Below are 23762 nucleotides of genomic sequence, written 5' to 3' on the forward strand. Positions count from 1 at the left end.
AGCGTGACCTCGTCCACCGGCGACGCGCTGCTCGCCCCCTGGCGGACGCGTTGGGCGCTGACCCCGGACGGCCCGGCGTTCGCCACGCCGTCGAGCGTGCTCCAGCCGGTCCTCCTCGCGGGCCGTCCGGCGTTCCTCAAGCTGGCCACGCACCCCGAGGAGGCCGCCGGCGGGCGCGTCCTGCGCTGGTGGGCCGGCCGCGGCTCGGCACCCGTGCTCGCCGCCGACGGCGACGCCGTCGTGCTGGCGCGCGCCACGGGTGACCGGTCGCTGGCGGCGCTGGCCGCCTCCGGGCCGGACGGCGATGACGAGGCCACGCGGATCCTCTGCCGGGCGGCGCTCCGCCTGCACGCGGTCTCCGACCACCCCCGGCCGGATGGCCTGGTCGGCCTCCCCCGCTGGTTCGCCGAGCTGTTCGAGCACGCCGCCGCCCGCCCGCATGCCCATGACGGCATGTTCGCCCACGCCGCGGCCGAAGCCGGCGCCCTCCTCGCCGCGCCGGCGGGCGACGTCGTGCTGCACGGCGACGTCCATCATGGGAACGTGCTCGACTTCGCGGAGGACGGCTGGCTGGCGATCGACCCCAAGCACCTCCACGGCGATCCGGCCTTCGACTTCGCCAACATCCTCTGCAACCCGTCGGCGGAGGTGGCGCTGGCCCCGGGTCGCTTCGAGCGCACCCTGGCCGTGATCGCCGCCGAGACCGGGGTCGGGGAGCGGCGGATGCTGCGCTGGGCGCTCGCCTGGGCCGGGCTCTCGGCCGCGTGGTCCGAGCGCGCCGCTGAGGACGCCTCGCTCACGGTCGGGGTGGGGCTCCGGGCGATGCGGGCGTCCGCTGCCACCGGCTAGGTCTTCGCCCTGCCGGTCCTGCTGAGGAAGAACGGATGGGGCCGGGTGCTCTCCGCCGCGAGCTTGTACGCCAGCGGCGCCCAGACGATGACCGCGACGCCGGCCCCGAGGAGCAGGCCGCCGATCGTGTCGCTCAGCCAGTGCGCGCCGAGGTAGGTGCGGCTGATCGCCATCAGGATCGCCCACGCCGCGCCGACGGACCACACCCACACGCGCGGGAACAGGATCCCGAAGACGACCGCCATCGTCGCCGCGTTGGCCGTATGCCCGGACGGGAATGAACCGGGATCGGCCACCACCAGGATCTCCGACGGACGTGCCCGCCCGACCGTGTGCTTCAGGATCTGCACGCAGATCACCGACAGGATGCTCGCGACCGCGAAGAAGGTGGCGCCCCACGGCCTTCGGAACGCGAGGAGGAGCAGGAAGATCACCACCGGGATCACGACGGAGCCGATGATGCCGCCGCCGACGTAGTTGAAGAACAGGGCCGGCACGGTCCACACCGGCGACCGGTGCTCGATGACCTCGGCCATCCACCGGAGGTCGATCGCGAACGGCTCGTTCGGCCGGAAGGCGATGAGCGCGCCGAGCACCAGCACCAGGCCGACGGCGACGGACGCCGAGATCAGCGGCCAGCGGCGCTGGATGCGCCGGGCGACGTGCAGCGGAGGCGTGGCGGTCATGGGATCACGGTACCGCGCGACGCCGCCCATTCCGGCCCGGCCCGCGGTGCGCTGCGGCGCCCAGACCGGTACGACTGCGTACGCGCTAGTGCGCGAGCTCCGGCACCGTCCGCGGCCGCACGACCAGCCAGAGCGACGCGATGGACACCGCCGCGCAGATCGCCATCATGGAGCCCATCGGCACCGCGCTGCCGGTGCCGAGCAGGCCCACGATCGGCGAGAACACGCCGGCCGCGCCGAAGTTGAGGGCGCCGAGCAGGCTCGCCGCCGTGCCCGCCTCGTGCCCGTGGTTGTTGAGGGCCAGCACCTGCACGCACGGGAAGCCGAAGCCGCAGGCCGCGATGAAGAACCAGAGCGGGATCGCCACGCCCCAGATCCCGGCATGGGACTGGTCGAGCACGACGATGGCGACCGACGCCAGGAACATCACGGCCGTCGAGGCGGCGAGGATCCACTGCGGACCCACGTACTTGGTCAGGCGCGACGCCGACTGGACGCCGATGATGATGCCGACGGAGTTGACCGCGAACAGGAGGCCGTACTCCTGCGGCGTGAACGCGTAGAGGCCCTGGAAGATGAATGGGCTGGCCGACAGATACGAGAACAGTCCGGTGAAGTTCGCGGCTCCCACGATCGCGATGCCGACGAACACCCGGTCGCTGAGCACCGAGCGGTAGCGCTGCCGCACCGTCGAGTGGCCCGCGTCGTGGCGTCGTGCCTTCGGGAGGGTCTCGACGATCCAGAGCGAGACGCATGCGATCACGAACACGCCGTAGCAGGCGAGCACGACGAAGATCCCCCGCCACGGCATGACCAGCAGCAGCCACGACCCGAGCACCGGCGCGAGCACCGGCGCGAGCCCGTTGACGAGCGCGAGGCGGCTGAGCATCCGCACGAGCGGACGGCCGCCGAACAGGTCGCGGACCATCGCCATCGCGACGACACCGCCGGCCGCGGCGCCGATGCCCATCAGCGCGCGGGCGATGCCGAGCAGCTCGACGTTGGGCGCGATCGCCGCGGCGAGGCACGCGAAGATGTGCACGCCGGTCGCGGCGATGAGCGGGATCCGGCGGCCGATCTTGTCGGACCACGGGCCGACCAGGAGCTGGCCGAGTCCGAAACCGATCGTGGTCGCCGTCAGCGTGAGCTGGATCATCGCGGTGGAGACGTGGAAGTCGCTCTCCAGCGTCGGCAGCGCAGGCAGGTACGTGTCGATCGTGAACGGCCCGAGTGCGGTGAGCGCGCCGAGGATCAGGATGTACGCCAAGCGCTGGCGGCCGGTGAGCGAGTCGCCGGGATGCACGACGGTGGTCACGAAAAGAGTCCTTCTGCTGGAGGGCGTGCGGGGAGGAGGGAGGCGCCCGGCTCTGGACGCAAAACGACAGCACCGCGGCGGGTCGCGGTGCTGGAGGCCGCCCGTTCGAATCGATTCGACCGCGGGCGCGTACCTATACTACCGTCATTCGCGACAGAATGTGAACGTGCGCATCGCCCGTTTTCGTGGGGTGGGGCACGACAGCGGAAGCGAGTGACATGACCTTCTCCATCGCCATGATCGGCGCCGGGCAGTTCGCCGGGCAGTTCGCCAAGCTCTTCGCGCTGCACCCCGGCGTGAGCGCGGTGTACGCGACCGACCTGCTGCCGGAGCGCGCCGAGCGGCTCGTCGCCGACTACGGTCTCGACGGCGCCCTCCCGTCGTTCGAGGCCGCGCTCGAGGACCCGCGCGTCGACGCCGTCGCGATCTTCACCCAGCGCTGGACGCACGGCCCGCTCGTCGTGCGCGCGCTGGAGGCCGGCAAGCATGTCTACTCGGCCGTCCCGATGGCGATCAGCGCCGACGAGATCGCCGCGATCATCGACGCGGTCCGCCGCACCGGCCTCACGTACATGATGGGCGAGACCAGCCACTACAACCCCGCCACCGTCTACGCTCGGTCGCAGATCGCGGAGGGCGCCTTCGGCCGGGTGTTCTACGCGGAGGGCGACTACGTGCACGACATGGACCTCGGCTTCTACGACGCCTACCGCTACTCCGGCGGCGAGCAGTGGAAGGCGACGGCCAGCTATCCCCCGCTGCTCTACCCGACGCACTCCATCGGCGGCATCCTCGGCGCGTGGAACACGCACGCGGTCAGCGTCTCGGCGATCGGCGTCACGGACGACCGCGGCGACGGGGTCTTCGACCGCGAGGTGAGCATGTTCGGCAACGACTTCTCCAACGCCACCGCCCTGTTCGAGGTCGCGGGCGGTGGGTCGTTCCGCACGAACGAGTTCCGCCGGGTCGGCTATCCGTCGCACATCCGGGAGTCGCGGTTCCGCTTCTTCGGGACGGAGGGCAGCTTCGAGCAGCTGGCGACCGTCTCGCACCAGATGTCCAAGGAGGGCGTGACGGACGTCACCGAGCTGTTGCAGCCGAAGCCGACGCTCTCGCCGGACGACCCGTCGCTCGCGCACGTCTCGCCGGCACTCCGCGACGCTTTCACCTCCGGCAGCGCGCCCATCCACGACCGCTCGCGGCTGCCGCGCGAGTTCGACCACGTCGCGAACGGGCACGAGGGCAGCCACCACTTCCTCGCCGACGACTTCGTGCGCGCCGTGAACGAGCGCGCCCTCCCGCCGGTGAACGCCTGGCAGGCCGCCCGCTACACGCTCCCCGGCATCATCGCCCACGAGAGCGCCCTCCAAAACGGCGCCCGCCTCCCCATCCCCGACTTCGGCGACGCCCCCACCGCCTGACCCGCCATCGCTTCCTCACTTTCTCCCGCTCCCACCCGGCGTGTTGCGGGAGAAAGTGAGGAAGCGATGGCCGCTTAGGCGGCGGAGGGGGACGCGAGGAGCGGGGCGAAGGCGAGTTCGGCGGCGCCGATCATGAGGATGTCGCTGCCGAGGGCGGCGCGGGTGATGGTGAGCGTCTCGACGGAGGCGGCGAGCGCCTGCGACGCGACGAGCACGGGCAACCGCTCTGGCGCGAGCTCGTGCAGCGCGCCGAGGAACCCGCCGAGCACGATCCGCTCCGGGTCGAAGACGTTGGTGGCGTTGCGCAGCGCCGTCGCGAGGAAGCCGAGCTGGCGGTCCACCTCCGCGAGCACCGCCGCGTCGCCCGATGCGACGGCCGCGACGAGCGCCCGCGAGAGCTCGTCGGGGTCGGCGGACGCGAGGCCGAGCACGCGCAGCAGCGCACGCTGGCTGACCTCGGTCTCCAGGCAGCCGATCGCCCCGCAGTGGCAGCGCACTCCGGCCGAGTTCACCAGCGTGTGGCCGAGCTCGCCGGCGTAACCGCTGATGCCGGTGAGCGGCCTCCCGCCGACGATGACGCCCGCGCCGATGCCGGACGCGCCGCCGTTGACGTAGACGAGGTCGGCCGCGCCCTGGCCCGCGCCGAACAGCCGTTCCGCGTTCGCGCCCAGGCTGGCGTCGTTGGCCGCCGCGACCGGGTAGCCGGTCGCCTCCGCGAGCTCGGCCGCGAACGGCTCCTCCGCCCACTCCAGGTGCGGGGCGAGGCGCACGACGCCGTCCTCCTCCCGCACCAGTCCCGGCACCGCGACGCCGACGCCGACGACCCGGGAGGCCGCGGCCAGCTCGGGCCGCAGCCCGTCGATCACGGCGGCGGCGATGGCGGCGGCCTCCGCGGCGGTCGGCACGTGCCCGGTGGGATAGCGCACCCGGCGGTGCACGTGCGCGTCGAGCCCGACCACGCCGACGGTGACGGCGTCGACCTCGGGGTTCACCGCGAGTGCGACGACCCGGCCGTCGGCGGCGACGACCGGGGACGGCCTGCCGACCCGGTTGCTGGTCTCAGGTTCGCGCTCGCGGACCAGCCCGAACTCGCCCAGCTCGGCGACGAGGGCGCCGATGGTCGAGCGGTTGAGGCCGGTCGCCTGGGTGAGCGCCGAGCGCGCCAGCGGACCCTCGCGGTGCACCATCCCGAGCACGGCGGAGAGGTTGTGCCGCCGCACCGTGTCGAGGTTCGTCCCCGCCGTCGTCCTGCCGTTCATGGTCCCGGTCACTGTATTACAGGTCGCGGGGTGCGGCGGACGCCCGGCGTCTCACCACGTCTCTGGCCGCGCTCCCACCGGCACCGCCTCGGGCCGCTCGACGGTGGAGGTCAGCGTCACGACCTCGTGCCGCGCTCCGGCCGCCAGCACCGCCTCCATGGTCTCCAGCACATGGAAAGCGAGCTCGCCGGAGGCCCGGTGCGGCCGGTCCGTCTCGACCGCACGCGCCAGGTCGGCCAGCCCGTACCCGCGGCCCGCGTCGGCGTACCCGCCCGCGACCGCCACCTCCCGGAACTCCCGGTCGTCCGCGGTCGCCACCAGCACCGGCTCCGAGAACCGGTTCGGGTCGGGCACCGCGAGCGTCCCCGCCGTCCCGTACACCTCGAACAGCGGCACCCGCGACGCCCAGACCTCGAACGAGACCGTCACCGTGGACACCACTCCGGACGCGTGCTCCAGGATGGCGGTCACGTGCGTCTCCACGTCCACCGGCAGCGCGGCTCCCGCGTTCGGCCCCGTCGCGACCGTGCGCGCGCGTTCCGAGCGCCGGGTCGCCCCGGACACCCGCACGACCGGCCCGAAGAAGGTCACGAGCGAGGTTAGATAGTACGGCCCCATGTCGAGCAGCGGACCGCCGCCCGGCTGGTAGTAGAACGCGGGCGCCGGATGCCACAGCTCGTGCCCGGGCGCCGTCCACGCCACTGCGGCGCCGAGCGGCACGCCGATCCGGCCCTCGTCGAGCACCGCGCGCGCGGTCTGGATGCCAGTGCCGAGCACCGTGTCCGGCGCGCAGCCCACCCGCAACCCGACTGCCGCCGCGCGCTCCAGCACCGGCGCCGCCTCCGCGGTCGTCAGCGCCAGGGGCTTCTCGCCGTAGACGTGCTTGCCCGCGGCGAGCGCGCGCAGCGCGACGTCCGCGTGGGCGAGCGGGATGGTCAGGTTGAGCACCACATCCACCTCGGGATGCGCCAGCAGCTCGTCCACGGTCATCGCCTCCACGCCCTGCTCGGCGGCGACAGCCCGGGCCCGGTCGAGGTCGAGGTCGGCGACCGCGCGCAGGCGCAGGTTCGGCAGTTCCGGGAACTCGGCGAAGTACTGCGCCGAGATGACGCCGACGCCGACCACTCCGACGTTCAGCGTGCCGCCCACAGCAGCCCCCTCTCGATGATCGTGCGCACGGGCTGGGACTCGACGATCTCCAGCCGGTGGCCGGGCGCAGAGACGAAGATCCGCCCCTTGCCCCACTGCCGCGTCCAGATCGCGGGCGCGGTGACCGGACGGTTCCACGCGTCCCACGGCCGCACACCCTGCGTGGTCGTGGCCAGGACGTCGTTGTACTCGTCGCTCAGCACCCAGTACTGCTCGGTCTCCAGGTCGAAGTCCGCGATCCCCTCCGTGATCGGGTGCGCCTTGCCGTAGTCGGTGATCTTCACGGTGTACGGGATGTAGTTGTCCGACTGCTCACCGATGCGCTCGGCCGGGTCCTTGCCCGCGTGGTGGGCGAACTGGCCGCCGATCATGTGCAGGTAGTCGGCGTTGTTCCGGTAGGAGTCCGCGATGCCGCCGTGCCAGCCCGCCATCCCGCTCCCGTTGAGGACCGCGCGCTGCAGCCCGGCGAACTCCTCCTGCTCGATGGTGCTCATGGTGTTGATCTGCAGGACGAGGTCGACGGTGTCCATGAACGCCTCGTCCGTGTAGACGGCCGGGCTCTCCTCCACCCGCACGGCGAAGCCGTTCTCCTCCAGGAACGGGATGAAGAGGTTCGTGGTCTCGACGGGCATGTGCCCGTCCCAGCCGCCGCGGACGACGAGGGCTTGTCTGGTCATGGTTCCTTCCGGGTGGTACGGGACTCGGTGGATCGGGTGATGTGGGTGGTGCGGGTGGTGCGGGTCACTTCGAGAATCCGGCCGTCATCCCGCTGACGAGCTGGCGGCGGCCGAACAGGTAGAGCAGGAAGATCGGCAGCGTGGAGAGCACGACCGCCGCGAGGATGGCCGGCACGTTCACGGTGAACGATCCCATGAACGTCCACAGCGACAAAGGGAGGACGCGGGTCTCCGGGCTCTGCGTGAGCACGAGCGGGAAGAGGAAGCCGTTCCACACGTTCAGGGCGTTGTAGAGCGCGACGGTCACCACCGCCGGCCGCGACAGCGGCAGCACGAGCGAGAACAGCACCCGCCAGTGCCCGGAGCCGTCGACGCGCATCGACTCGAACAGCTCCTTCGGGATGTCCCGGATGAAGTTCGCGAGGATGAGCACCGTCACCGGCACCGCGAAGCCGATCGAGGGCAGGATCAGCGCCCCGAGCGAGTCGTACAGGCCGGCCTTCGAGAGCATGTAGAACAGCGGGATGATCGTCGCCTGCAGCGGGATGGCGAGCCCGAGCAGGAAGAACGAGAACGTCGCGCGCGTGAACCGGGAGTTGGTCCGCACGATCGCGTACGCCGCCATGACGCAGACGAAAACGGTCACCACCACACTCGCCACGGTGACGATCACCGAGTTCGCGAGGTAGCGGAAGAAGTCGCTCTGCAGCACCAGCGCGTAGCCCTCGAGCGTGGGATCGGCCGGCGGGAGGAGCTGGTTGCTGGCGAAGAACCCGGCCTGCGGGCGCACGCTCGTGATCACGATGTAGTAGATCGGGACCACGATCACGGCCAGCCAGATCCAGGCTCCGAGGCCGCCGAGCCAGTTGGGTCGGCTCCCCGGACGACGGGAAGGGCGGCCGGAGCCGCGCCGGCGCGATGCCGGAGGCCGCTCGTGGAGCGCGACTGCGACATCCCGCTCCACCTCGTCGATGAGCTGCGTCATCACACGCCCTCCTGCTGGCTCGTCATCTTCGTGAAGCCGCTGAGCTTCGTCATCAGCATCGCGATCACCAGGCCGATCACGACCAGGATCATCGCCATCACGCTGGCCTGACCGAACTGGTTGCCCGAGAAGCCGGTGACGTACATCAGGATCGGCAGGATGCGCACGCCGGAGCTCGGCACGCCGCCCGTCAGCACGAACACCACATCGAAGTAGGTCAGCGAGCCCACCACCATCAGCGTGGACGAGGTGACGATCGTGTAGCGGAGCTGCGGCACCGTGATGTGGAAGAACTGCTTCACCCGGCCGGCGCCGTCGATCTCCGCCGCCTCGTACAGCGACGCCGGGATCTGCCGCACGCCGCCCTGGTAGAGCAGCGTGTGGAACGGCACGAACTGCCACGCGATGATGAAGATCACCACGTAGAGGATGAGCTGCTGGTTGCCCAGCCAGTCCTGCTTGAGGAACGGGATCCCGGTCGAGGCGGCCAGGCCGAAGTTCGGATCGAGGATGGCCTTGAACGCGATCGCGATGGCCGCCGACGAGAGGATCAGCGGCAGGAAGAAGATCGCCGCGAGCACGGCGCGATTGCGCTGACGTCCTGCGGTCCAGGCGCCGAGCAGCAGGCTGATCGGGGTCTGCACGATCCAGGAGATGACGATCACCTTCAGGCTCAGCAGCAGCGCGTCGATCGTCACCGGGTCGGCCAGGACGCTCGTCCAGTTGGTCAGCCCGACCCAGACCGGATCGCTGATGGCGTCCCAGCGGGTGAAGCTCAGCCAGAGCGCGACGGCGAGCGGCACGATCGCGAACACGACGAAGAACAGCAGCGCGGGCAGAACCATCCACCCGCCCGGCCCGTTGCGGGCCGGGCGGACCGTGGCACCCGCATCGCGGATGGCGGTGGTCATCGCTACTGCCCGATCGTCTTGTTCATGTTGTCGCTGAACTGCTTGGGCGTGATCTGCTTGTTGAACAACTGGTCGAGGTTCGTCAGCAGCGCGGTCGCCTGCGCCGGCGGGAGGGCCTGGTCCCAGGACTGCTGGAAGCTCTTCGCGTTCTTCGTCATCCCGTAGACGGTCGAGCCGAAGTCGCCTCCGCTCGCCTGGATCTTCGCGTCGATGTCCTTGATCGGCGGCACCTGGCCGTTCTTCACCATCCGGTCGGTGTAGGCCGTGTCGAAGACGCCCTGCGTCAGGTACTTGACCGCCGAGGCCTTCTGCGCCGCCGAGGCGTTGGCCGAGACGGAGAAGTAGCCGGAGGGGTTGCCCACGATGTCGGAGGGGTCGCCCTTGCCGCCGGGGACCGACGGGAACGTGCCGAAGCCGAGGCCCGACTTCACGAAGTCCGGTGCCTGCTGCCGGAAGGTGGTCATCACCCAGGCGCCCTGCAGCATCATCGCGGCCTTGCCGGTGTAGAGGAGGGCGACGTCGGCATTGGAGTCGGCGGTGACGGATGAGAAGCCGTCGACGAACGCGCCGGCGTCCACGAGCTGCTGGATCATCTCGTTGGCCTTGATGATCCCCGGGTCGCTCCAGGCGTCCTTCTCACCGGACATGACCTTCGCGAACGCGCCGGGTCCGGCGACGCGGTCGACCAGGTACTCCTCCCACATCAGCGACGGCCACTTGGAGGCGCCGGCGAGGGAGAACGGCGCGACGCCCGCGGCCTTCAGCTTGGGCACGGCGGCGAGGATCTCGTCCCAGGTCTTCGGGACGGCGACGCCCGCCTTCTTCAGGACGTCCTTGTTGTAATAGAACATGATCGGCGTCGTCGCGTTCATCGGCACCGCGTACACCTTGCCGTCGACCACACCCTGGTTCCAGACCGAGTCGAGGTACTTGGACTTGGCGTCGGCGGTGTCGGCGGTCAGGTCGGCGACCTTGCCCGCTTTGACGTACTGGTCGAGCGTGCCGCCGGCCCAGCTGTAGAGGATGGTCGGCGCGGAGCCGGCCCCGATCGCGGTGCGGATCTTGGTCTTGTAGGCGTCGTTCTGGAAATAGGTGGGCGCCACCTGGTCCTTGGCGTTGGCGGCGTTCCACTCCTTCAGCGACGGGCCGATCACGGTGTCCTGGTCGGTGCTGGAGAGGCCCCAGAGGGTGGCCTTGTCGCCGGAGCTTCCGGAGCCGGACGAGCAGGCGGTGGCCCCGAGCAGCAGGGCGGCGACGCCGAGCGCGACGGCGGCGAGCCGGGCGCGACGGCGGGAGGGCGAAGGGTGCGTCATTGCGGTCTTTCTCCTCGGTAGGTGGTGGGACTGGTGATGAAAGGCGTGGGGGCGCGCTAGGCGGAGGCCGTCCACGCACTGCCGGCGGCGGCGCTGTGTTCGACAGCGGCCAGCACGCGCTGGATGTGCAGACCGTCCGCGAAGGACGGCTCGGGGTCGTGGCCGCTCGTGACGGCGTCGACGAAGTCGGTGATCTGGTGGCTGAAGGCGTGCTCGTAGCCGATCGCGTGCCCGGTCGGCCACCAATTGGCCATGTACGGGTGCTCGGGCTCGGTCACGATGATCCGGGTGAAGCCCTGCTCCCCGGCCGGCGCGGTGGCGTCGTAGAACTGGAGCTCGTTCATCGCCTCCAGGTCGAACGCGATCGCGCCGCGGGACCCGCTCAGCTCGATCCGCAGGGCGTTCTTGCGGCCGGTCGCGTAGCGGGTCGCCTCGAACGCGCCGATGGCGCCCGCCGCCGCTCCCCCGGAGAGGCGCGCGGTGAACCAGGCGGCGTCGTCCACGGTCACCCGGCCGCGCTCGGTGGAGGCCGTGCCGGACAGCCCGACCGTCTCGCCGAGCAGCGGCCGCTCCTCCACGAAGGTGGCGAGCGTGCCGGAGACGGACTCCAGCCGGGAGCCGGTCAAGTGCTCGACCAGGTCGATGGCGTGCGCGCCGATGTCGCCGAGCGAGCCGGAGCCGGCGGCCTCCTTGTCGAGCCGCCACGTCATCGGGCCGTTCTCGTCGCTCAACCAGTCCTGCAGGTAGAGCGCGCACACCTGGCGGATCGCGCCGAGGCGGCCCTCCTGCACCAGGCGGCGCGCGTAGCCGATCGCCGGGACGCGGCGGTAGCTGAAGCCCACCATCGAGCGGATGCCGCGGGCGGCCGCGCGCTCGGCGGCGGCGACCATCGCCTCCGCCTCCGCGACGGTGTTGGCGAGCGGCTTCTCGCAGAGTACGTGCTTGCCCGCGTCCAGGGCGGCGATGGCGATCTCGGCGTGCGAGGCGCCGGGCGAGCAGATGTCGACGATGTCGATGTCCGGGTCTTCGACGACGCGGCGCCAGTCGGTCTCGGCGCGCTGCCAGCCGAACTTCGCGCGGGCGGCCTCCACGCGGTCGGCGTCGCGGCCGACGATGGTGGCCATGACCGGCTCGGCGGCCAGGTCGAAGAACCGCGGAGCGACCCGCCAGCCCTGGGAGTGTGCCGCGCCCATGAATCCGTAGCCGACCATCGCCACCCGCAGCTCGCGTGCCGCTGAAGTCATCCGTCCCGCTCCTTCGCGTGTCGCCGTGATGTTGCTGCCTGGGCAGGACGCTAACGGGACGGTTTTCGAGCGCGCAAGTTTCTCGTCGAGCTTGGAAAACTTTCGTGGATTCGGTGCGTCAGCGCGCGGCGGGCGCTGCCGTGGAGTCGCGCACGACGAGGGAGGTCGCCAGCTCCAGGCGGGTGTTCTCGACGGACCCGGCGCGCAGGCGCAGCGCGGTCAGCGTCGCGACCTCCGCCATCTCCAGCAGCGGCTGGCGGACGGTCGTGAGGGCCGGCCGCGCCCAGGAGGCGGGCGCGACGTCGTCGAAGCCGACGATCGACACATCCCGCGGCACGTCCAGCCCGAGCGCGAACACCGCGTCCATAGCCCCCAGCGCCTGCAGGTCGTTGCCGCAGACGATCGCGGTGGGGCGGTCGGCCCGCTCGAGCAGCCGGCGTGCCTCGCGCTCCCCGTCGGCACGGCGGAAGTCGCCGACGCCGACCAGCCGCTTGTCGAACGGGAGGCCGGCCTCCGCCAGCGCCGACTGGTAGCCGGCGACGCGGGCGCGCGAGCACATCAGGTCGGGCGGCCCGGAGACGACTGCGATCCGGGTGTGGCCGAGCTCGAGCAGGTGCCGGGTCGCCGCGACGCCGCCCGCCCAGTTGGTCGCCCCGATCGCCGGGACGTCCGGCGGCGGATCCCCTGCCGGGTCCACGACCACGAACGGGATGTTGCGGGTGCGGAGCTTCTGCCGGTGCTCGGCGGTCAGGTTCGAGAACTGCAGGATGACCGCGACCGGCTTCCGGCTGAGCACGCCGGTGATCCAGTCGCGTCCCGGCTCGTGGCCGTCGTCCAGCGTGGAGAGCGCGAGCACGAAGCCGGCTTCGCGCGTGATCCGCTCGACGCCGCGGATGATCTCCACCGACCACTCGCTCACCAGGTCGGTCACCACGAGCTCGACCAGGCCGCCGCGCTCCGGTTCCGGACCGCGGCGCGCGTAGCCGGAGTCGCGCAGCAGCTCCTCGACCCGTGCCCGGGTCGGCGCCGAAACGCCGGGGCGCCCGTTGAGGACCTTCGACACCGTGGAGAGCGACACCGCGGCCTGCTGCGCAATCGCCTCCAGCGTCGGACGGCTCGGCCCCGCGGTCGGTTCGGACATGCAGACACTGTGCCACAATGTCGGCCAGGCTTTCGCGCCGTTCCGCGAAACTTCCGAACCCGCCCTCCCTACCCGCCCGCCGTACCCGCCCGCAATACCCGCCAGCACGAGGAGACCAATGCCGCTCACCGACCTCACCCTCGCCGAACTGACCGACTTCCGCCCGGAGGTCGAGGAGCCCGCCGACTTCGACGCCTTCTGGGAGGCGACCCTCGCGGAGTCCCGCGCCGCCGGCGGCGACGTCGTGCTCGCACCCGCGACCACACCGGTCACGCAGCTCATCGTGGAGGACCTGACCTTCCCCGGCTTCGGGGGAGAGCCGGTGCGCGCCTGGGTGTCCCGCCCGCTGCACGCCGACGGGCCGCTGCCCGCGGTCGTGCAGTACCAGGGCTACGGCGGCGGCCGCGGCCTCGCCGGCGAGAACGTCGACTGGGCGCTCGCCGGCTACGTGCACGTCTTCATGGACACCCGCGGCCAGGGCAGCGGCTGGGGCACCGGAGGCGACACGGCCGACCCGCACGGCTCGGGACCTGCGACTCCCGGCTTCATGACCCGCGGCATCCACGACCCGCGCGAGCACTACTACCGCCGGGTGTTCACCGACGCGGTGCGCGCGGTGGACGCGGCCCGCGCGCTGCCGTTCGTCGACCCGTCGCGGATCGCCGTGACCGGCGGCAGCCAGGGCGGCGGGATCGCGCTGGCCGCCGGCGCACTGGCGGACGTCCAGGCGGTGCTGCCGGACGTCGCGTTCCTGTGCGCGTACCGCCGCGGCACGGAGGTCGCCGGCGGCGGACCGTTCCAGGAGCTGGCCACCTACCTGTCGGTGCACCGCGACGAGGTGGACACGGCCTTCCGCACGCTCTCCTACCTCGACGGGGTGAACTTCGCCCGCCGCATCCACGCGCCGTCGCTGTTCTCGGTGGCGCTGATGGACTCGGTGGTCCCGCCGTCCACGACGTTCGCGGCGTACAACCACCTGGCCGCGGCGGACCGCGCGATCGAGGTGTACCCGTTCAACGACCACGAGGGCGGGCAGGCGGCGCACTGGCACAAGCAGGCGGCGTGGCTGGCGGAGCGGATCTGAGGCTGCGCCGATCTGAGTCGGAGCAGATCGGAGTCTGGGAGTGCCCTTCCGGAGTGGCGCTCGGGCGTTTCGGCTGGTATAAGTTTATCAAAACAACAAATCACCGACGACGCTGAAGGAACCTTCCATGAGCCTCACCCCCACCCGCGCCGACAAGTTCTCGTTCGGTCTGTGGACCATCGGCTACAACGGCACCGACCCGTTCGGCGGCCCGACCCGCCCCCAGCTCGACGTGGTGGAGGCGGTGACCAAGCTCAGCGAGCTCGGCGCCTACGGCCTCACCTTCCACGACGACGACCTGTTCGCGTTCGGCTCGACCGACGCCGAGCGCCAGAAGCAGATCGACCGCCTCAAGCAGGTGCTCGCCGACACCGGCGTCATCGTGCCGATGGTCACCACTAACCTGTTCAGCGCCCCGGTCTTCAAGGACGGCGGCTTCACCTCCAACGACCGCGCCGTCCGCCGCTTCGCGCTGCGCAAGGTGCTCCGCAACCTCGACCTGGCCGCCGAGCTCGGCGCCAAGACGTTCGTCATGTGGGGCGGCCGCGAGGGCGCAGAGTACGACTCGGCCAAGAACATCCAGGCGGCGCTCGAGCGCTACCGGGAGGCCGTCAACCTGCTCGGCGACTACGTCACCGACAAGGGCTACGACATCCGCTTCGCGATCGAGCCGAAGCCGAACGAGCCGCGCGGCGACATCCTGCTGCCGACCGTGGGCCACGCCCTCGCGTTCATCAACTCGCTGGAGCGCCCGGAGCTCGTCGGCCTCAACCCCGAGGTCGGCCACGAGCAGATGGCGGGCCTGAACTTCGCCGCCGGCATCGCCCAGGCGCTCTACCACGGCAAGCTCTACCACATCGACCTCAACGGCCAGCGCGGCATCAAGTACGACCAGGACCTCGTGTTCGGCCACGGCGACCTCCAGAACGCCTTCGCCCTCGTCGACCTGCTCGAGAACGGCGGCCCGAACGGCGGCCAGGCCTACGACGGCCCCCGCCACTTCGACTACAAGCCGTCGCGCACCGAGGACATCACCGGCGTGTGGGACTCGGCCGCCGCCAACATGCGCACCTACCTGCTGCTGAAGGAGCGCGCGGCCGCGTTCCGCGCCGACCCCGAGGTGCAGGAGGCGCTGCGGGCGTCGCGCGTCACCGAGCTGTCCCAGCCGACGCTCGGCGCGGGCGAGAGCTACGACGACCTGCTGGCCGACCGCAGCGCCTACGAGGACTTCGACCCGAGCGCCTACTTCGGCGGCAAGGGCTTCGGCTTCGTCCGCCTGCAGCAGCTCGCCCTGGAGCACCTCATCGGGGCCCGCGGCTGACCTGTGCTGTTCCCGGGGCGCGCGGACGACTGGTCGTCCGCGCGCCCCTTCGCAACGATCTGAGAAGTGAGGACCGCACGTGACGCTGGTCGCCGGAGTCGACTCGTCGACGCAGAGCTGCAAGGTGGTCGTGCGCGACCTGGAGACCGGTGCGCTGGTGCGCTCCGGCCGGGCCGCGCACCCGGACGGCACGGAGGTCGACCCGGCCGCCTGGTGGAGCGCGCTTCAGTCGGCGCTGGAGGCCGCGGGCGGCCTCTCCGATGTGGCCGCGATCTCCATCGCCGGCCAGCAGCATGGCATGGTGGTGCTGGACGCCGACGGCCGCATCATCCGTGACGCCCTGCTCTGGAACGACACCCGCAGCGCCCAGGCGGCGCGCGACCTGATCGATGAGGTCGGCGCGGAGGCGTACGCCCAGCGCGTCGGAGTGGTGCCGGTGGCCTCCTTCACCGCGACCAAGCTGCGCTGGCTGCGGGATGCCGAGCCCGCGAACGCCGCCCGCGTCGCGGCCGTCGCGCTCCCCCACGACTGGCTGACCTGGCGGCTGCTCGGCTACGGCCCGGCGGACGAGAGCCCGCTCGGGCCCGACCTGGAGGCCCTGACCACCGACCGGTCGGACGCGAGCGGGACGGCGTACTGGAGCGCTGGGACCGGGGCGTACGACTTCGAGCTGTTCGAGCGGGCGCTGGGGCGTGCGGGCCGGGAGGCCGGGACTCCGGGCTCGTCGGCCGACGCGGTGGTCCTCCCCCGCGTGCTCGGCCCGGCGGACGCCGCCGGCCGCACCCCGGACGGCGTGCTCGTCGGACCCGGCGCCGGCGACAACGCGGGCGCGGCGCTCGGCCTCGGCGCCGCGGACGGCGACGTGGTCGTGTCCATCGGCACCAGCGGAACCGTCTTCGCCGTGACCGACGCGCCCGTCGCGGACGCGACAGGCACCGTCGCCGGCTTCGCCGACGCAGGCGGCCTCAACCTCCCACTCATCGCGACGCTGAACGCGGCCCGCGTCCTGAGCTCCATCGCCGACCTGCTCTCGGTGGACTTCGACGCCCTCGCCGAGCTCGCCCTGTCGGTGGAGCCCGGCGCGGAGGGCGTCGTGCTCGTCCCGTACTTCGAGGGCGAGCGCACGCCGAACCTCCCCGACGCGAAGGCCAGCCTCCACGGGCTCACCATCGCGACCACCCGCCCGGCGACGTTCGCGCGCGCGGCCATCGAGGGGATGCTGTGCGGACTCGCCGACGGACTCGACGCCGTGCGCGCGGTCGGCGTGCGCGAGAAGCGCATCCTGCTGATCGGCGGGGCAGCGCAGAACCGGGCGGTAGCGGCCATCGCCGCGCAGGTCTTCGACGCGCCGGTCGTCGTGCCGGCGCCGGGCGAGTACGTCGCCGACGGCGGAGCCGTGCAGGCGGCGTGGGCGCTGACGGGTGAGCGGCCGGCGTGGACCGTGGAGGCGGCGCCGCCGCTGGCGGTGGACACGCGCGGGGTGATCCGGGAGCAGCGGACGCAGTACCTGTAGGTCGTCGCCCACGGAGGACATCCGTCCCCCTCCGGCACGAAAAGTCAGTCACCGGAGGAGATCGGCGCGCAAAGCGCCCCGGTCGCCTCCGTTGCCGACAGCGCTCAGGCCGGGCCGAAGCCGCGGGCGAGCGCAGCGCCGGCGGCCGACGCCCAATGGAGCGGGTCCGCGATGGCGGCCGCAGAGCCGCCCGCGAGCTCCGACAGCGATGCCGCGCCGGCGAAGCCACGCGGCTCCGCAGCGATCGACCCGGCGGCCAGCAGCGCGGGGATCCCGGCCGCCCGCGCCAGGCCGGCAACGTACTCCGGGACCTTTCCCGCCGCCGACTGGTCGTCGTAGCGGCCCTCACCCGTCACCACGGCATTGGCGGAGGCGACCACCACGGGCAGACCCAGCGACTCCCCGACCGCGGCCGAGCCGGGCGCGATGGTCGCGCCCCAGGCGAGCAGTCCGAACCCGGTCCCGCCCGCCGCGCCGGCGCCCGGCGTCGCGGGGTCGACCTCCACGCCGGCCTCGCGCAGCGCGTCCGCGAACCGGGCGAGTCCGGCCTCCAGCACGGGCACATCCGCCGGGGCGGCGCCCTTCTGCGGCCCGAAGACCGCGGCAGCGCCGGCCGGTCCGAGCAGCGGGCTCGTCACGTCGCTCAGAACGCGCGCGCCGCGTGCGGGGAGCGCCCGAAGCGCAAGCTCGGCGCGGTCGATGCCGGCCAGCCCGCGGTTCCCCGGGACGACGGCGCGCCCATCCGCGTCGAGCAGCCGCGCCCCGAGCGCGGTCAGCATCCCCGCTCCCCCGTCCGTGGAGGCGCTGCCGCCGATCGCGAGCAGCAGCCCCGTCGCGCCCGCGTCGAGCGCGGCCGCGATCGCCTCGCCGAACCCGGTCGTCTGCGCGTCGAAAGGAGCGAGCGCCCGCATCAGCCCGATCCCGCTGGTCTCGGCCAGCTCGACGACGGCGGTCCCGTCGGGCAGCAGCAGCCAGCTCGCGTCGCGCGGGACGCCGTCCGGTCCGGTCACGCGGACGGGCCGGCGGGTGGATCCAGGCACGGCGACCTCGAATGCGTCGAGCGTGCCCTCGCCCCCGTCCGCCATCGGCGCGAGGACGACGCGGTCGTCCGGACGCACCGACGACCAGCCCGCGGCGAGCGCCGCCGCGACCTCCGCCGCCGTCGCGGAGCCCTTGAAGGAGTCGGGGGCGAAGACGACGGTGCTCATCCCCACAGGCTGGCACAGATCGCAGCGGGCCGCCGCTCGCGGACGAGCCGGCCCGGCCCGGCCCGGCAGCACACTCGACCCGGCGCGATCCGGCCCCACACCCAGCCCGGGCCGACCCGACACCACACCCAACCCGGCCCGACCGGGCCCGACCGCACACCCACCCCGGCCCGGCCCCGCACCTACCCGACCTGACCCAACCGCCCCACCCCTGCACCGCACCCCACTCCGCACTGGCACCACGCCCCCGACCGGACGATCATGTCCCCCATGAACGCACCACTCGGCCCCCGACCATGAACCCGTCACCCCGCCGGGTCCAGGTCGTCTACTTCACCCTCCTTCTCGGCAACACCCTGGCCGCGTCGTTCATCTGGGGCATCAACACGCTCTTCCTGCTCGACGCCGGGCTGACCAACTTCGAGGCGTTCGCCGCGAACGCGTTTTTCACCGCCGGGATGGTCCTCTTCGAGATCCCCACCGGCGTCGTTGCCGACACCATCGGGCGCCGCGCCTCGTATCTGCTCGGCACGGTCACCCTGTCGCTGTCGACCGTGCTGTACTGGCTGCTCTGGCTGTGGCATGCGCCGTTCTTCTGGTGGGCGGTGGCCTCCATGCTGCTCGGGCTCGGCTTCACCTTCTTCTCCGGCGCGACCGACGCGTGGCTGGTCGACGCGCTCGCGGTGACCGGGTACTCGGGGAGCCTGGAGTCCGTCTTCGGTCGCGCGCTCGTCGTCACCGGGGCGGCGATGTTCGCCGGGTCGGTGCTGGGCGGGGTGATCGCTCAGGTGACGAACCTGGGGGTGCCGTTCCTGTTGCGCGCCGGGATCCTCGTGTTCATGTTCGTGTTCGCCTTCATCGCGATGCGCGACGTCGGCTTCACTCCCGACAGGTCGATGGGCCCCTGGCGGGCGACCAGGAACGTCCTCACCCAGTCGATCGAGCACGGGATGCGGAAGCGCTCGGTGCGCTACGTCATCCTCTCGGCGCCGTTCGCGTCCGGCGTCGGGATCTACGCCTTCTACGCCCTCCAGCCCTACCTGCTCGAACTGTACGGGGACCCGAAGGCGTACTCGGTCGCCGGGCTCGCCGCGGCCGTCCTGTCGCTCGCGCAGGTGGCGGGCGGCATCCTGGCGCCGCGGCTCCGGCGCCTGTTCGCCAAGCGGACGACGACGATCGTCGGCGCCTCGCTGGGCAGCGTGGTCGTGCTGGTGGTCATGGGACTGACGACGTTGTTCTGGTTCGCGGTGGTGCTGCTGGTGATCTGGGGCGTCGTCTTCGCGGTGGCCGGCCCGGTGCGACAGGCCTACCTGAACGACATGATCCCCTCGAAGCAGCGCGCCACCGTGCTGTCGTTCGACTCGCTGTTCGGGAGCCTCGGCGGCGTGGTCTTCCAGCCTGCGCTCGGACGCGCGGCCGACCTGTGGGGGTACGGGACGTCGCTGGTCATCGGCGGGGCCATCGAGCTCATCGGGATCCCGTTCCTGCTGGCGAGCCGGCGGCAGCACGACCCCGCGGACTCCGCGGGGGTGCCCGGGGAGGCCGGCGCCCCCGCGCCCAGCACCCCCTGACGACCGTCCCCAGAGCACCGTCCCCTCCACGGCGTCCCGCAGCGGGGTCGCAACACGCCGCTATGCGCAGGCCGTAGCGGCGCGTTGCGACCCCTGTAGCGCGGTCGCGGTGGGAGGACGGGCGTCAGCCCCGCACGATCCGGCCGCCGCACACCCAGGCAGCGAGGCAGAGCACGCCGTTCACGGCGAACACCCCCGCGAACGCGACCGGCGACGCCGCCCCGCCGAGCGCCGAGAACGCGATCGCCGTCGTCGCCAGGGCGATGGCCGAGCCGGTGGAGTCCGCGATCGAGAGGGCCGAGCTGTTGAAGCCCTGGTCGGCGGGCGTCGAGTACTCCAGGGTGAGGACGCCGAGGCGTGGGTAGAGGATTCCCATCCCGCCGCCGGCGAACGCCCAGCCGACCACCACGAGCACCGGGGAGGCGCCGGTCAGCGCCGTCACGAGCAGCGACGCGATCGCGATGGTCAGGCCGAGCGCGCCGAGTCGGGCGGCCAGGCGGTGGCCGATCGCAGGGAAGCGGCCCTGCGCCCAGGAGGCCGCGGCCCAGCTCAGCCCGGCCGCGGTCAGCGCGAGGCCCGCGACGGCCGGCGACGCGCCGTACTGGGTGACCATCAGCAGCGGGACGTAGACCTCCGCCGAGAAGAACGTCCCTGCGACGATCGCTCGCAGCAGGACAACGCTCGGCAGGCCGCGGCGCGCGAGCAGCGTGCCCGCCGGGATCAGCGGCCGGAGCGCGGCGATCGCGCCGACGGCGGCGAAGACCGGGACCAGCCACTGGACGGGTCCACGCGCCTCGGCGGCGAGCGTGAGCGCGAGGACGGCGACCGCCACGAGCGTGGCCAGCCCGGCGCGCGCCAGCTCGCGCCGGCCTCCTGTCGTTCGATGGTCGGGCCCGTGCAGGCCGCGCATCGCCGGCACGACCATCAGCATCGCCAAGACCACCAGCGCCACGACGCCGAGGAACACCCAGCGCCAGCCGACCGTCTCGGCGACGGCGCCCGCGATCACCGGTCCGATCAGCGACGGGATCACCCAGGCGGCGGCGAAGCCGGCGAAGATGCGGGCGTGCAGCCGCGGCGGGTACACGCGCGCGACGATCACGTACAGCGCGACGGTGAGCGCGCCGCCGCCGAGCCCGTGGACGAGCCGGCCGGTGACGAACAGTTCCATCGTCGGGGCGAGGCCGGCCAGGATGAGGCCGGTGGCGAACAGCCCGACGGATGCGAACAGGACGGTGCGGGGGTTGCCCCGGTCGCACCAGGTCCCGGCGACGACCATGCCGACGACGCCGACGGCGAGCGGCCCCGCGAACGCGAAGGCGTACAGCCCTGCTCCGTCGAGCTGCCGGCTGACGGTGGGCATGATCGTCGTCACCGCCAGCGCCTCGAAGGCCGCCAGCGTGACGAGCAGGCACATCCCGATGCTCACCCAGCGGTAGCGCGGCGCCAGCACCCCCTCCGGCTTGGCGAGGCGCCCGGCCGCGACCGTCGGTCCCCCGTCCGTGCTCATCCTCCGAGCCTACGACCTGCGGACCTCCGCGGCCGAGCGACCGCCGAGTACGCAGATTCTCCGCGCACTCGACGGTTGAGAGCGGATTTTCGGCGTACTCGGCGGTTGTGGGGGCTGGCTGTCAGGCGGGGGCGGGGGCGGTGGAGTCGCGGACGACGAGCTCGGGCAGGAGGCTGGCGGGCACCGGCTCCTCGCCGCCCTCGATCTCCGCGACGAGGCGGTCGACGCTGCGGCGGCCGAGCTCGGTGAAGTCTTGCAGGACGGTCGTCAGCGGCGGCCAGAAGTGGGCCGCCTCCGGGATGTCGTCGAAGCCGACGACGCTCAGGTCCTCCGGGATGCGGCGGCCGGCCTCCCGCGCGGCGTGGTACACCCCGAGCGCCATCTGGTCGTTGGACGCGAAGACGGCGGTCGTCCCCGCGTCGCGGACGAACGACTGCGCGGCGCGGTAGCCGGACTCGGCCGACCAGTCGCCCTCCAGCAGGGCGGGCACCGGGAGGCCGGCGGCCTCCAGTTCGCCCGCGTAGCCCGCCGCGCGCGCCTGGGCCTCGAACCACGCCAGCGGCCCGGTCACGTGGACGATCCCGCGGTGGCCGAGGCCGATCAGGTGGGCGGTCGCGGCGCGGGCGCCGGCCGCCTGGTCGACGGTGAGCTCGCGCGCCACGTACTCGGGTCCGCCCTGCAGCGTCACGTAGGGGACGGCGAGGCGAGCGCTCGAGATGTGCGCCAGCACCAGTTCTTGCGGGGCGATCACGATGATGCCTTCGACCGCCTGGGCGAGCAGGTGGTCGAGCGCAGCCGCGATCCCCGCGTCGGTCAGCTCGGGGATCTGGGCGACCGCGAGGTAGTAGCCGGCCTCCCGCGCGGCGCCCTGCACCGCGTTGATGCTCGACACCGGCCCGTAGAGCGCCGCGGCGGTCGTGGAGAGCACGCCGAGGGTGCGGGAGCGCGCGGTGACGAGGGCTCGCGCGGCGCGGTTCGGCCGGTACTGGAGCTGCTCCATCGCGTCGAGGACCCGCTGCCGCGTGGACTCCCGGAGGCTGGGGTGGCCGTTGATGACCCGGGAGACGGTCTGGTGCGAGACGCCGGCGAGCTGCGCGACGTCGCGGATGCTCGCGGCGCGCGCTGCTGGGTCGTGGGTCACGCGCCTATTATCCGGGACGGGGTGCGTCCGGCGCGCAGGGCGGCCTCAGTTCGCGGAGGCCGGAGCGGCCGTCTTCCGGCGCGACCTCCACCGGCCGACCGCTCCCACCAGCACCGCGACGACCGCGATCCCGACCGGGAACACCAGGTGCCAGCCCGCCAGCACCAGCAGCCCCGCCGCGAACACGACCGACAGCACCGCCATCCACCAGCCGAGCGAGCGCGTCGGCAGCAGGACGATCGCGCTGGCGACGCCCAGGCCGTAGACCGCGGCCGCGATGCTGGTGTGCACGAGGATGAACGGCTGGAGGTCGCCGCTGGCCAGCACCACCACCGAGTACAGCGCCATGACGACCGCCGACAGCAGCAGCCCGCGCCGGGCGACGGCGCCGTTCTCGGCGCCGCGGCCGAACCAGGCCGGCAGGTCGCCGTCGCGGCCCATCGCGGCGCCCAGCTTGCTGAAGGCGGCGAGGTAGGCGTTGAAGACGCCCGTGACCACGATGGCGGCGATGACCGCGACCACGATCCCGCCGCCGGAACCGGTCGCGACCGAGACCAGGTCGAGCAGCGGCACCGCCGACGTGGCGGCCCGACCGCCCAGCACGGCGACCGTGACGGTCTGGATCGCCAGGTAGGCGACCGACACGATCACCAGCGCCAGGGCGGTCGCGCGCGGGATGTCGCGGCGCGGGTTGCGGAACTCGCCGCCGATCCCGGCCACGGCCTCCCAGCCGGCGAACGCCCAGATGTAGAGGCTCATCGCGAGTCCGACGCCCGACCAGCCGTGCGGGAGCATCGGCTGCAGGTTCGCGGCGCTCGCGTGCGGTGCGGCGGCGGCGAGGACGAAGACGAGCACCGCGATGAGCGCCCCGGAGAGCACGAGCTGGACGGACGCGGCGAACCGGACGCCGAACGCGGTCACCGCGACGGGCACGACCATCAGCGCGATCGCGATGACGATCGTCCGCGCGCCGTCGCCGCCGGTCACCGCCACGACGTAGCGTGCGGTCATCAGCGCGGCGATGGGGGCGCCGATCGGGGTGCCGAAGAAGAACCAGTAGCTCACGATCCGGGCGGAGGTCGGGCCGAAGGCGCGGCGGGCGAACGTCGCGACGCCGCCCGCGTCGGGGTGGCGGCGGGCCAGCGCGGCGAACGTCGCGGCCAGCGGCACCGAGATGAGCGCGAGGGCACCCACCGCGAGGATCGCACCCGGGCCGGCCGCCGCCGCGGCGAGCGCGGGGAGGACGAGGATGCCGGTGCCGAGGACGGCCGCGACGTAGAGCGCCGTGCCACCGGCGACGCCGAGTTGGCCGCGGTGCTCGGCGGGCTCCGCCGTGCCGGCACCCGCGGCGGGCACACGTGTGGCGGCGGGCAGGCTATCGGTCACGGGACCATCCTGGCGCGGACCGCCGACGTCTGCCGCCCATCGGCGGCCAGCGATCGCGAATCCGCCGCCAATCCCCGC

Annotated in this window: 20 protein-coding genes; 6 read left to right on the plus strand and 14 right to left on the minus strand. The window is 72.5% G+C overall.

Going from position 1 to position 23762, the window contains the following annotated elements; genetic code table 11:
- Positions 1-3: 3 nt before the first annotated feature.
- Positions 4-849 carry an aminoglycoside phosphotransferase family protein gene (locus ABIA36_RS03885; RefSeq protein WP_369960951.1) on the plus strand — a complete coding sequence of 282 codons (846 nt, stop codon included), beginning with the start codon at positions 4-6 and terminating at the stop codon, positions 847-849.
- Here ABIA36_RS03885 and ABIA36_RS03890 read toward each other — a convergent pair.
- Both ABIA36_RS03890 and ABIA36_RS03895 read right to left on the minus strand, forming a co-directional pair.
- Positions 846-1535, minus strand: coding sequence for a phosphatase PAP2 family protein (locus ABIA36_RS03890; RefSeq protein WP_369960952.1), 690 nt, complete (start codon positions 1533-1535; stop codon positions 846-848). The genes ABIA36_RS03885 and ABIA36_RS03890 overlap by 4 nt on opposite strands.
- Positions 1536-1620: 85 nt before the next feature.
- Positions 1621-2850 carry a multidrug effflux MFS transporter gene (locus ABIA36_RS03895; protein ID WP_369960953.1) on the minus strand — a complete coding sequence of 410 codons (1230 nt, stop codon included), beginning with the start codon at positions 2848-2850 and terminating at the stop codon, positions 1621-1623.
- A 218-nt stretch (positions 2851-3068) separates the two neighbouring features.
- On the opposite strand from ABIA36_RS03895, the gene ABIA36_RS03900 reads away from it, so the two are divergent.
- A complete protein-coding gene (locus tag ABIA36_RS03900) occupies positions 3069-4271 on the plus strand; it encodes a Gfo/Idh/MocA family protein (RefSeq protein ID WP_369960954.1) in 1203 nt (400 codons plus the stop codon).
- Between the two features lie 74 nt (positions 4272-4345).
- Here ABIA36_RS03900 and ABIA36_RS03905 read toward each other — a convergent pair whose 3' ends face one another.
- The 8 genes from ABIA36_RS03905 to ABIA36_RS03940 form a co-directional block, all read right to left on the minus strand.
- The gene (locus tag ABIA36_RS03905) at positions 4346-5530 is read right to left on the minus strand and encodes an ROK family protein (RefSeq protein WP_369960955.1); all 1185 of its coding nucleotides are present in this window, start codon (positions 5528-5530) and stop codon (positions 4346-4348) included.
- A 51-nt stretch (positions 5531-5581) separates the two neighbouring features.
- Positions 5582-6679, minus strand: coding sequence for a Gfo/Idh/MocA family protein (locus ABIA36_RS03910; RefSeq protein ID WP_369960956.1), 1098 nt, complete (start codon positions 6677-6679; stop codon positions 5582-5584).
- Positions 6664-7356, minus strand: coding sequence for a ThuA domain-containing protein (locus ABIA36_RS03915; RefSeq protein WP_369960957.1), 693 nt, complete (start codon positions 7354-7356; stop codon positions 6664-6666). Before ABIA36_RS03915 ends, ABIA36_RS03910 begins: the two co-directional genes overlap by 16 nt.
- Before the next feature lie 64 nt (positions 7357-7420).
- Entirely contained in the window at positions 7421-8341 is a 921-nt protein-coding gene (locus ABIA36_RS03920; protein WP_369960958.1) for a carbohydrate ABC transporter permease, read from the minus strand.
- A complete protein-coding gene (locus tag ABIA36_RS03925) occupies positions 8341-9252 on the minus strand; it encodes a carbohydrate ABC transporter permease (protein WP_369960959.1) in 912 nt (303 codons plus the stop codon). Before ABIA36_RS03925 ends, ABIA36_RS03920 begins: the two co-directional genes overlap by 1 nt.
- A gap of 2 nt (positions 9253-9254) precedes the next feature.
- Positions 9255-10565, minus strand: a complete 1311-nt coding sequence (locus tag ABIA36_RS03930; protein WP_369960960.1) for an extracellular solute-binding protein — start codon at positions 10563-10565, stop codon at positions 9255-9257.
- A 56-nt stretch (positions 10566-10621) separates the two neighbouring features.
- Positions 10622-11809: a Gfo/Idh/MocA family protein gene (locus ABIA36_RS03935; RefSeq protein ID WP_369960961.1), complete on the minus strand. Its 1188-nt coding sequence runs from the start codon at positions 11807-11809 to the stop codon at positions 10622-10624.
- A 118-nt stretch (positions 11810-11927) separates the two neighbouring features.
- The gene (locus ABIA36_RS03940; protein ID WP_369960962.1) at positions 11928-12950 is read right to left on the minus strand and encodes a LacI family DNA-binding transcriptional regulator; all 1023 of its coding nucleotides are present in this window, start codon (positions 12948-12950) and stop codon (positions 11928-11930) included.
- A gap of 118 nt (positions 12951-13068) precedes the next feature.
- On the opposite strand from ABIA36_RS03940, the gene ABIA36_RS03945 reads away from it, so the two are divergent.
- The 3 genes from ABIA36_RS03945 to xylB all read left to right on the plus strand — a co-directional run bounded on the left by ABIA36_RS03945 (position 13069) and on the right by xylB (position 16868).
- The gene (locus ABIA36_RS03945; RefSeq protein WP_369960963.1) at positions 13069-14034 is read left to right on the plus strand and encodes an acetylxylan esterase; all 966 of its coding nucleotides are present in this window, start codon (positions 13069-13071) and stop codon (positions 14032-14034) included.
- A gap of 127 nt (positions 14035-14161) precedes the next feature.
- Positions 14162-15355 (plus strand): xylose isomerase, encoded by a 1194-nt coding sequence (gene xylA / locus ABIA36_RS03950; RefSeq protein ID WP_369960964.1) that lies wholly within the window; start codon positions 14162-14164, stop codon positions 15353-15355.
- Positions 15356-15434: 79 nt separating this feature from the next.
- Positions 15435-16868 carry a xylulokinase gene (gene xylB, locus ABIA36_RS03955; RefSeq protein WP_369960965.1) on the plus strand — a complete coding sequence of 478 codons (1434 nt, stop codon included), beginning with the start codon at positions 15435-15437 and terminating at the stop codon, positions 16866-16868.
- 104 nt (positions 16869-16972) lie between these two features.
- On the opposite strand, the gene ABIA36_RS03960 is transcribed toward xylB, so the two are convergent.
- Positions 16973-18076 carry a glycerate kinase gene (locus ABIA36_RS03960; RefSeq protein ID WP_369960966.1) on the minus strand — a complete coding sequence of 368 codons (1104 nt, stop codon included), beginning with the start codon at positions 18074-18076 and terminating at the stop codon, positions 16973-16975.
- A 296-nt stretch (positions 18077-18372) separates the two neighbouring features.
- Here ABIA36_RS03960 and ABIA36_RS03965 point away from each other — a divergent pair, with 296 nt between their 5' ends.
- Positions 18373-19647: an MFS transporter gene (locus tag ABIA36_RS03965; RefSeq protein ID WP_369960967.1), complete on the plus strand. Its 1275-nt coding sequence runs from the start codon at positions 18373-18375 to the stop codon at positions 19645-19647.
- Positions 19648-19771: 124 nt separating this feature from the next.
- Here the strand turns inward: ABIA36_RS03965 and ABIA36_RS03970 are convergent, their stop codons facing one another.
- The 3 genes from ABIA36_RS03970 to ABIA36_RS03980 form a co-directional block, all read right to left on the minus strand.
- Complete coding sequence (locus ABIA36_RS03970) at positions 19772-21157, minus strand: MFS transporter (RefSeq protein WP_369960968.1); 1386 nt, start codon at positions 21155-21157, stop codon at positions 19772-19774.
- Positions 21158-21278: 121 nt separating this feature from the next.
- Positions 21279-22298: a LacI family DNA-binding transcriptional regulator gene (locus ABIA36_RS03975; protein WP_369960969.1), complete on the minus strand. Its 1020-nt coding sequence runs from the start codon at positions 22296-22298 to the stop codon at positions 21279-21281.
- 45 nt (positions 22299-22343) lie between these two features.
- A complete protein-coding gene (locus ABIA36_RS03980) occupies positions 22344-23684 on the minus strand; it encodes an APC family permease (protein WP_369960970.1) in 1341 nt (446 codons plus the stop codon).
- Between the last annotated feature and the right edge of the window lie 78 nt (positions 23685-23762).

Source organism: Leifsonia sp. EB34, from assembly GCF_041260585.1.
GTDB lineage: Bacteria > Actinomycetota > Actinomycetes > Actinomycetales > Microbacteriaceae > Leifsonia.

Excerpts from the sequence above, each read along its gene's own strand:
- ABIA36_RS03905 (WP_369960955.1), bottom strand. The coding sequence starts at position 5,530 with ATGAACGGCAGGACGACGGCGGGGACGAACCTCGACACGGTGCGGCGG.
- ABIA36_RS03965 (WP_369960967.1), top strand. The coding sequence starts at position 18,373 with ATGAACCCGTCACCCCGCCGGGTCCAGGTCGTCTACTTCACCCTCCTT.
- ABIA36_RS03940 (WP_369960962.1), bottom strand. The coding sequence starts at position 12,950 with ATGTCCGAACCGACCGCGGGGCCGAGCCGTCCGACGCTGGAGGCGATT.
- ABIA36_RS03915 (WP_369960957.1), bottom strand. The coding sequence starts at position 7,356 with ATGACCAGACAAGCCCTCGTCGTCCGCGGCGGCTGGGACGGGCACATG.
- ABIA36_RS03935 (WP_369960961.1), bottom strand. The coding sequence starts at position 11,809 with ATGACTTCAGCGGCACGCGAGCTGCGGGTGGCGATGGTCGGCTACGGA.
- ABIA36_RS03920 (WP_369960958.1), bottom strand. The coding sequence starts at position 8,341 with ATGACGCAGCTCATCGACGAGGTGGAGCGGGATGTCGCAGTCGCGCTC.
- xylA (WP_369960964.1), top strand. The coding sequence starts at position 14,162 with ATGAGCCTCACCCCCACCCGCGCCGACAAGTTCTCGTTCGGTCTGTGG.
- ABIA36_RS03945 (WP_369960963.1), top strand. The coding sequence starts at position 13,069 with ATGCCGCTCACCGACCTCACCCTCGCCGAACTGACCGACTTCCGCCCG.
- ABIA36_RS03925 (WP_369960959.1), bottom strand. The coding sequence starts at position 9,252 with ATGACCACCGCCATCCGCGATGCGGGTGCCACGGTCCGCCCGGCCCGC.
- ABIA36_RS03900 (WP_369960954.1), top strand. The coding sequence starts at position 3,069 with ATGACCTTCTCCATCGCCATGATCGGCGCCGGGCAGTTCGCCGGGCAG.
- ABIA36_RS03930 (WP_369960960.1), bottom strand. The coding sequence starts at position 10,565 with ATGACGCACCCTTCGCCCTCCCGCCGTCGCGCCCGGCTCGCCGCCGTC.
- ABIA36_RS03890 (WP_369960952.1), bottom strand. The coding sequence starts at position 1,535 with ATGACCGCCACGCCTCCGCTGCACGTCGCCCGGCGCATCCAGCGCCGC.
- ABIA36_RS03960 (WP_369960966.1), bottom strand. The coding sequence starts at position 18,076 with ATGAGCACCGTCGTCTTCGCCCCCGACTCCTTCAAGGGCTCCGCGACG.
- ABIA36_RS03970 (WP_369960968.1), bottom strand. The coding sequence starts at position 21,157 with ATGAGCACGGACGGGGGACCGACGGTCGCGGCCGGGCGCCTCGCCAAG.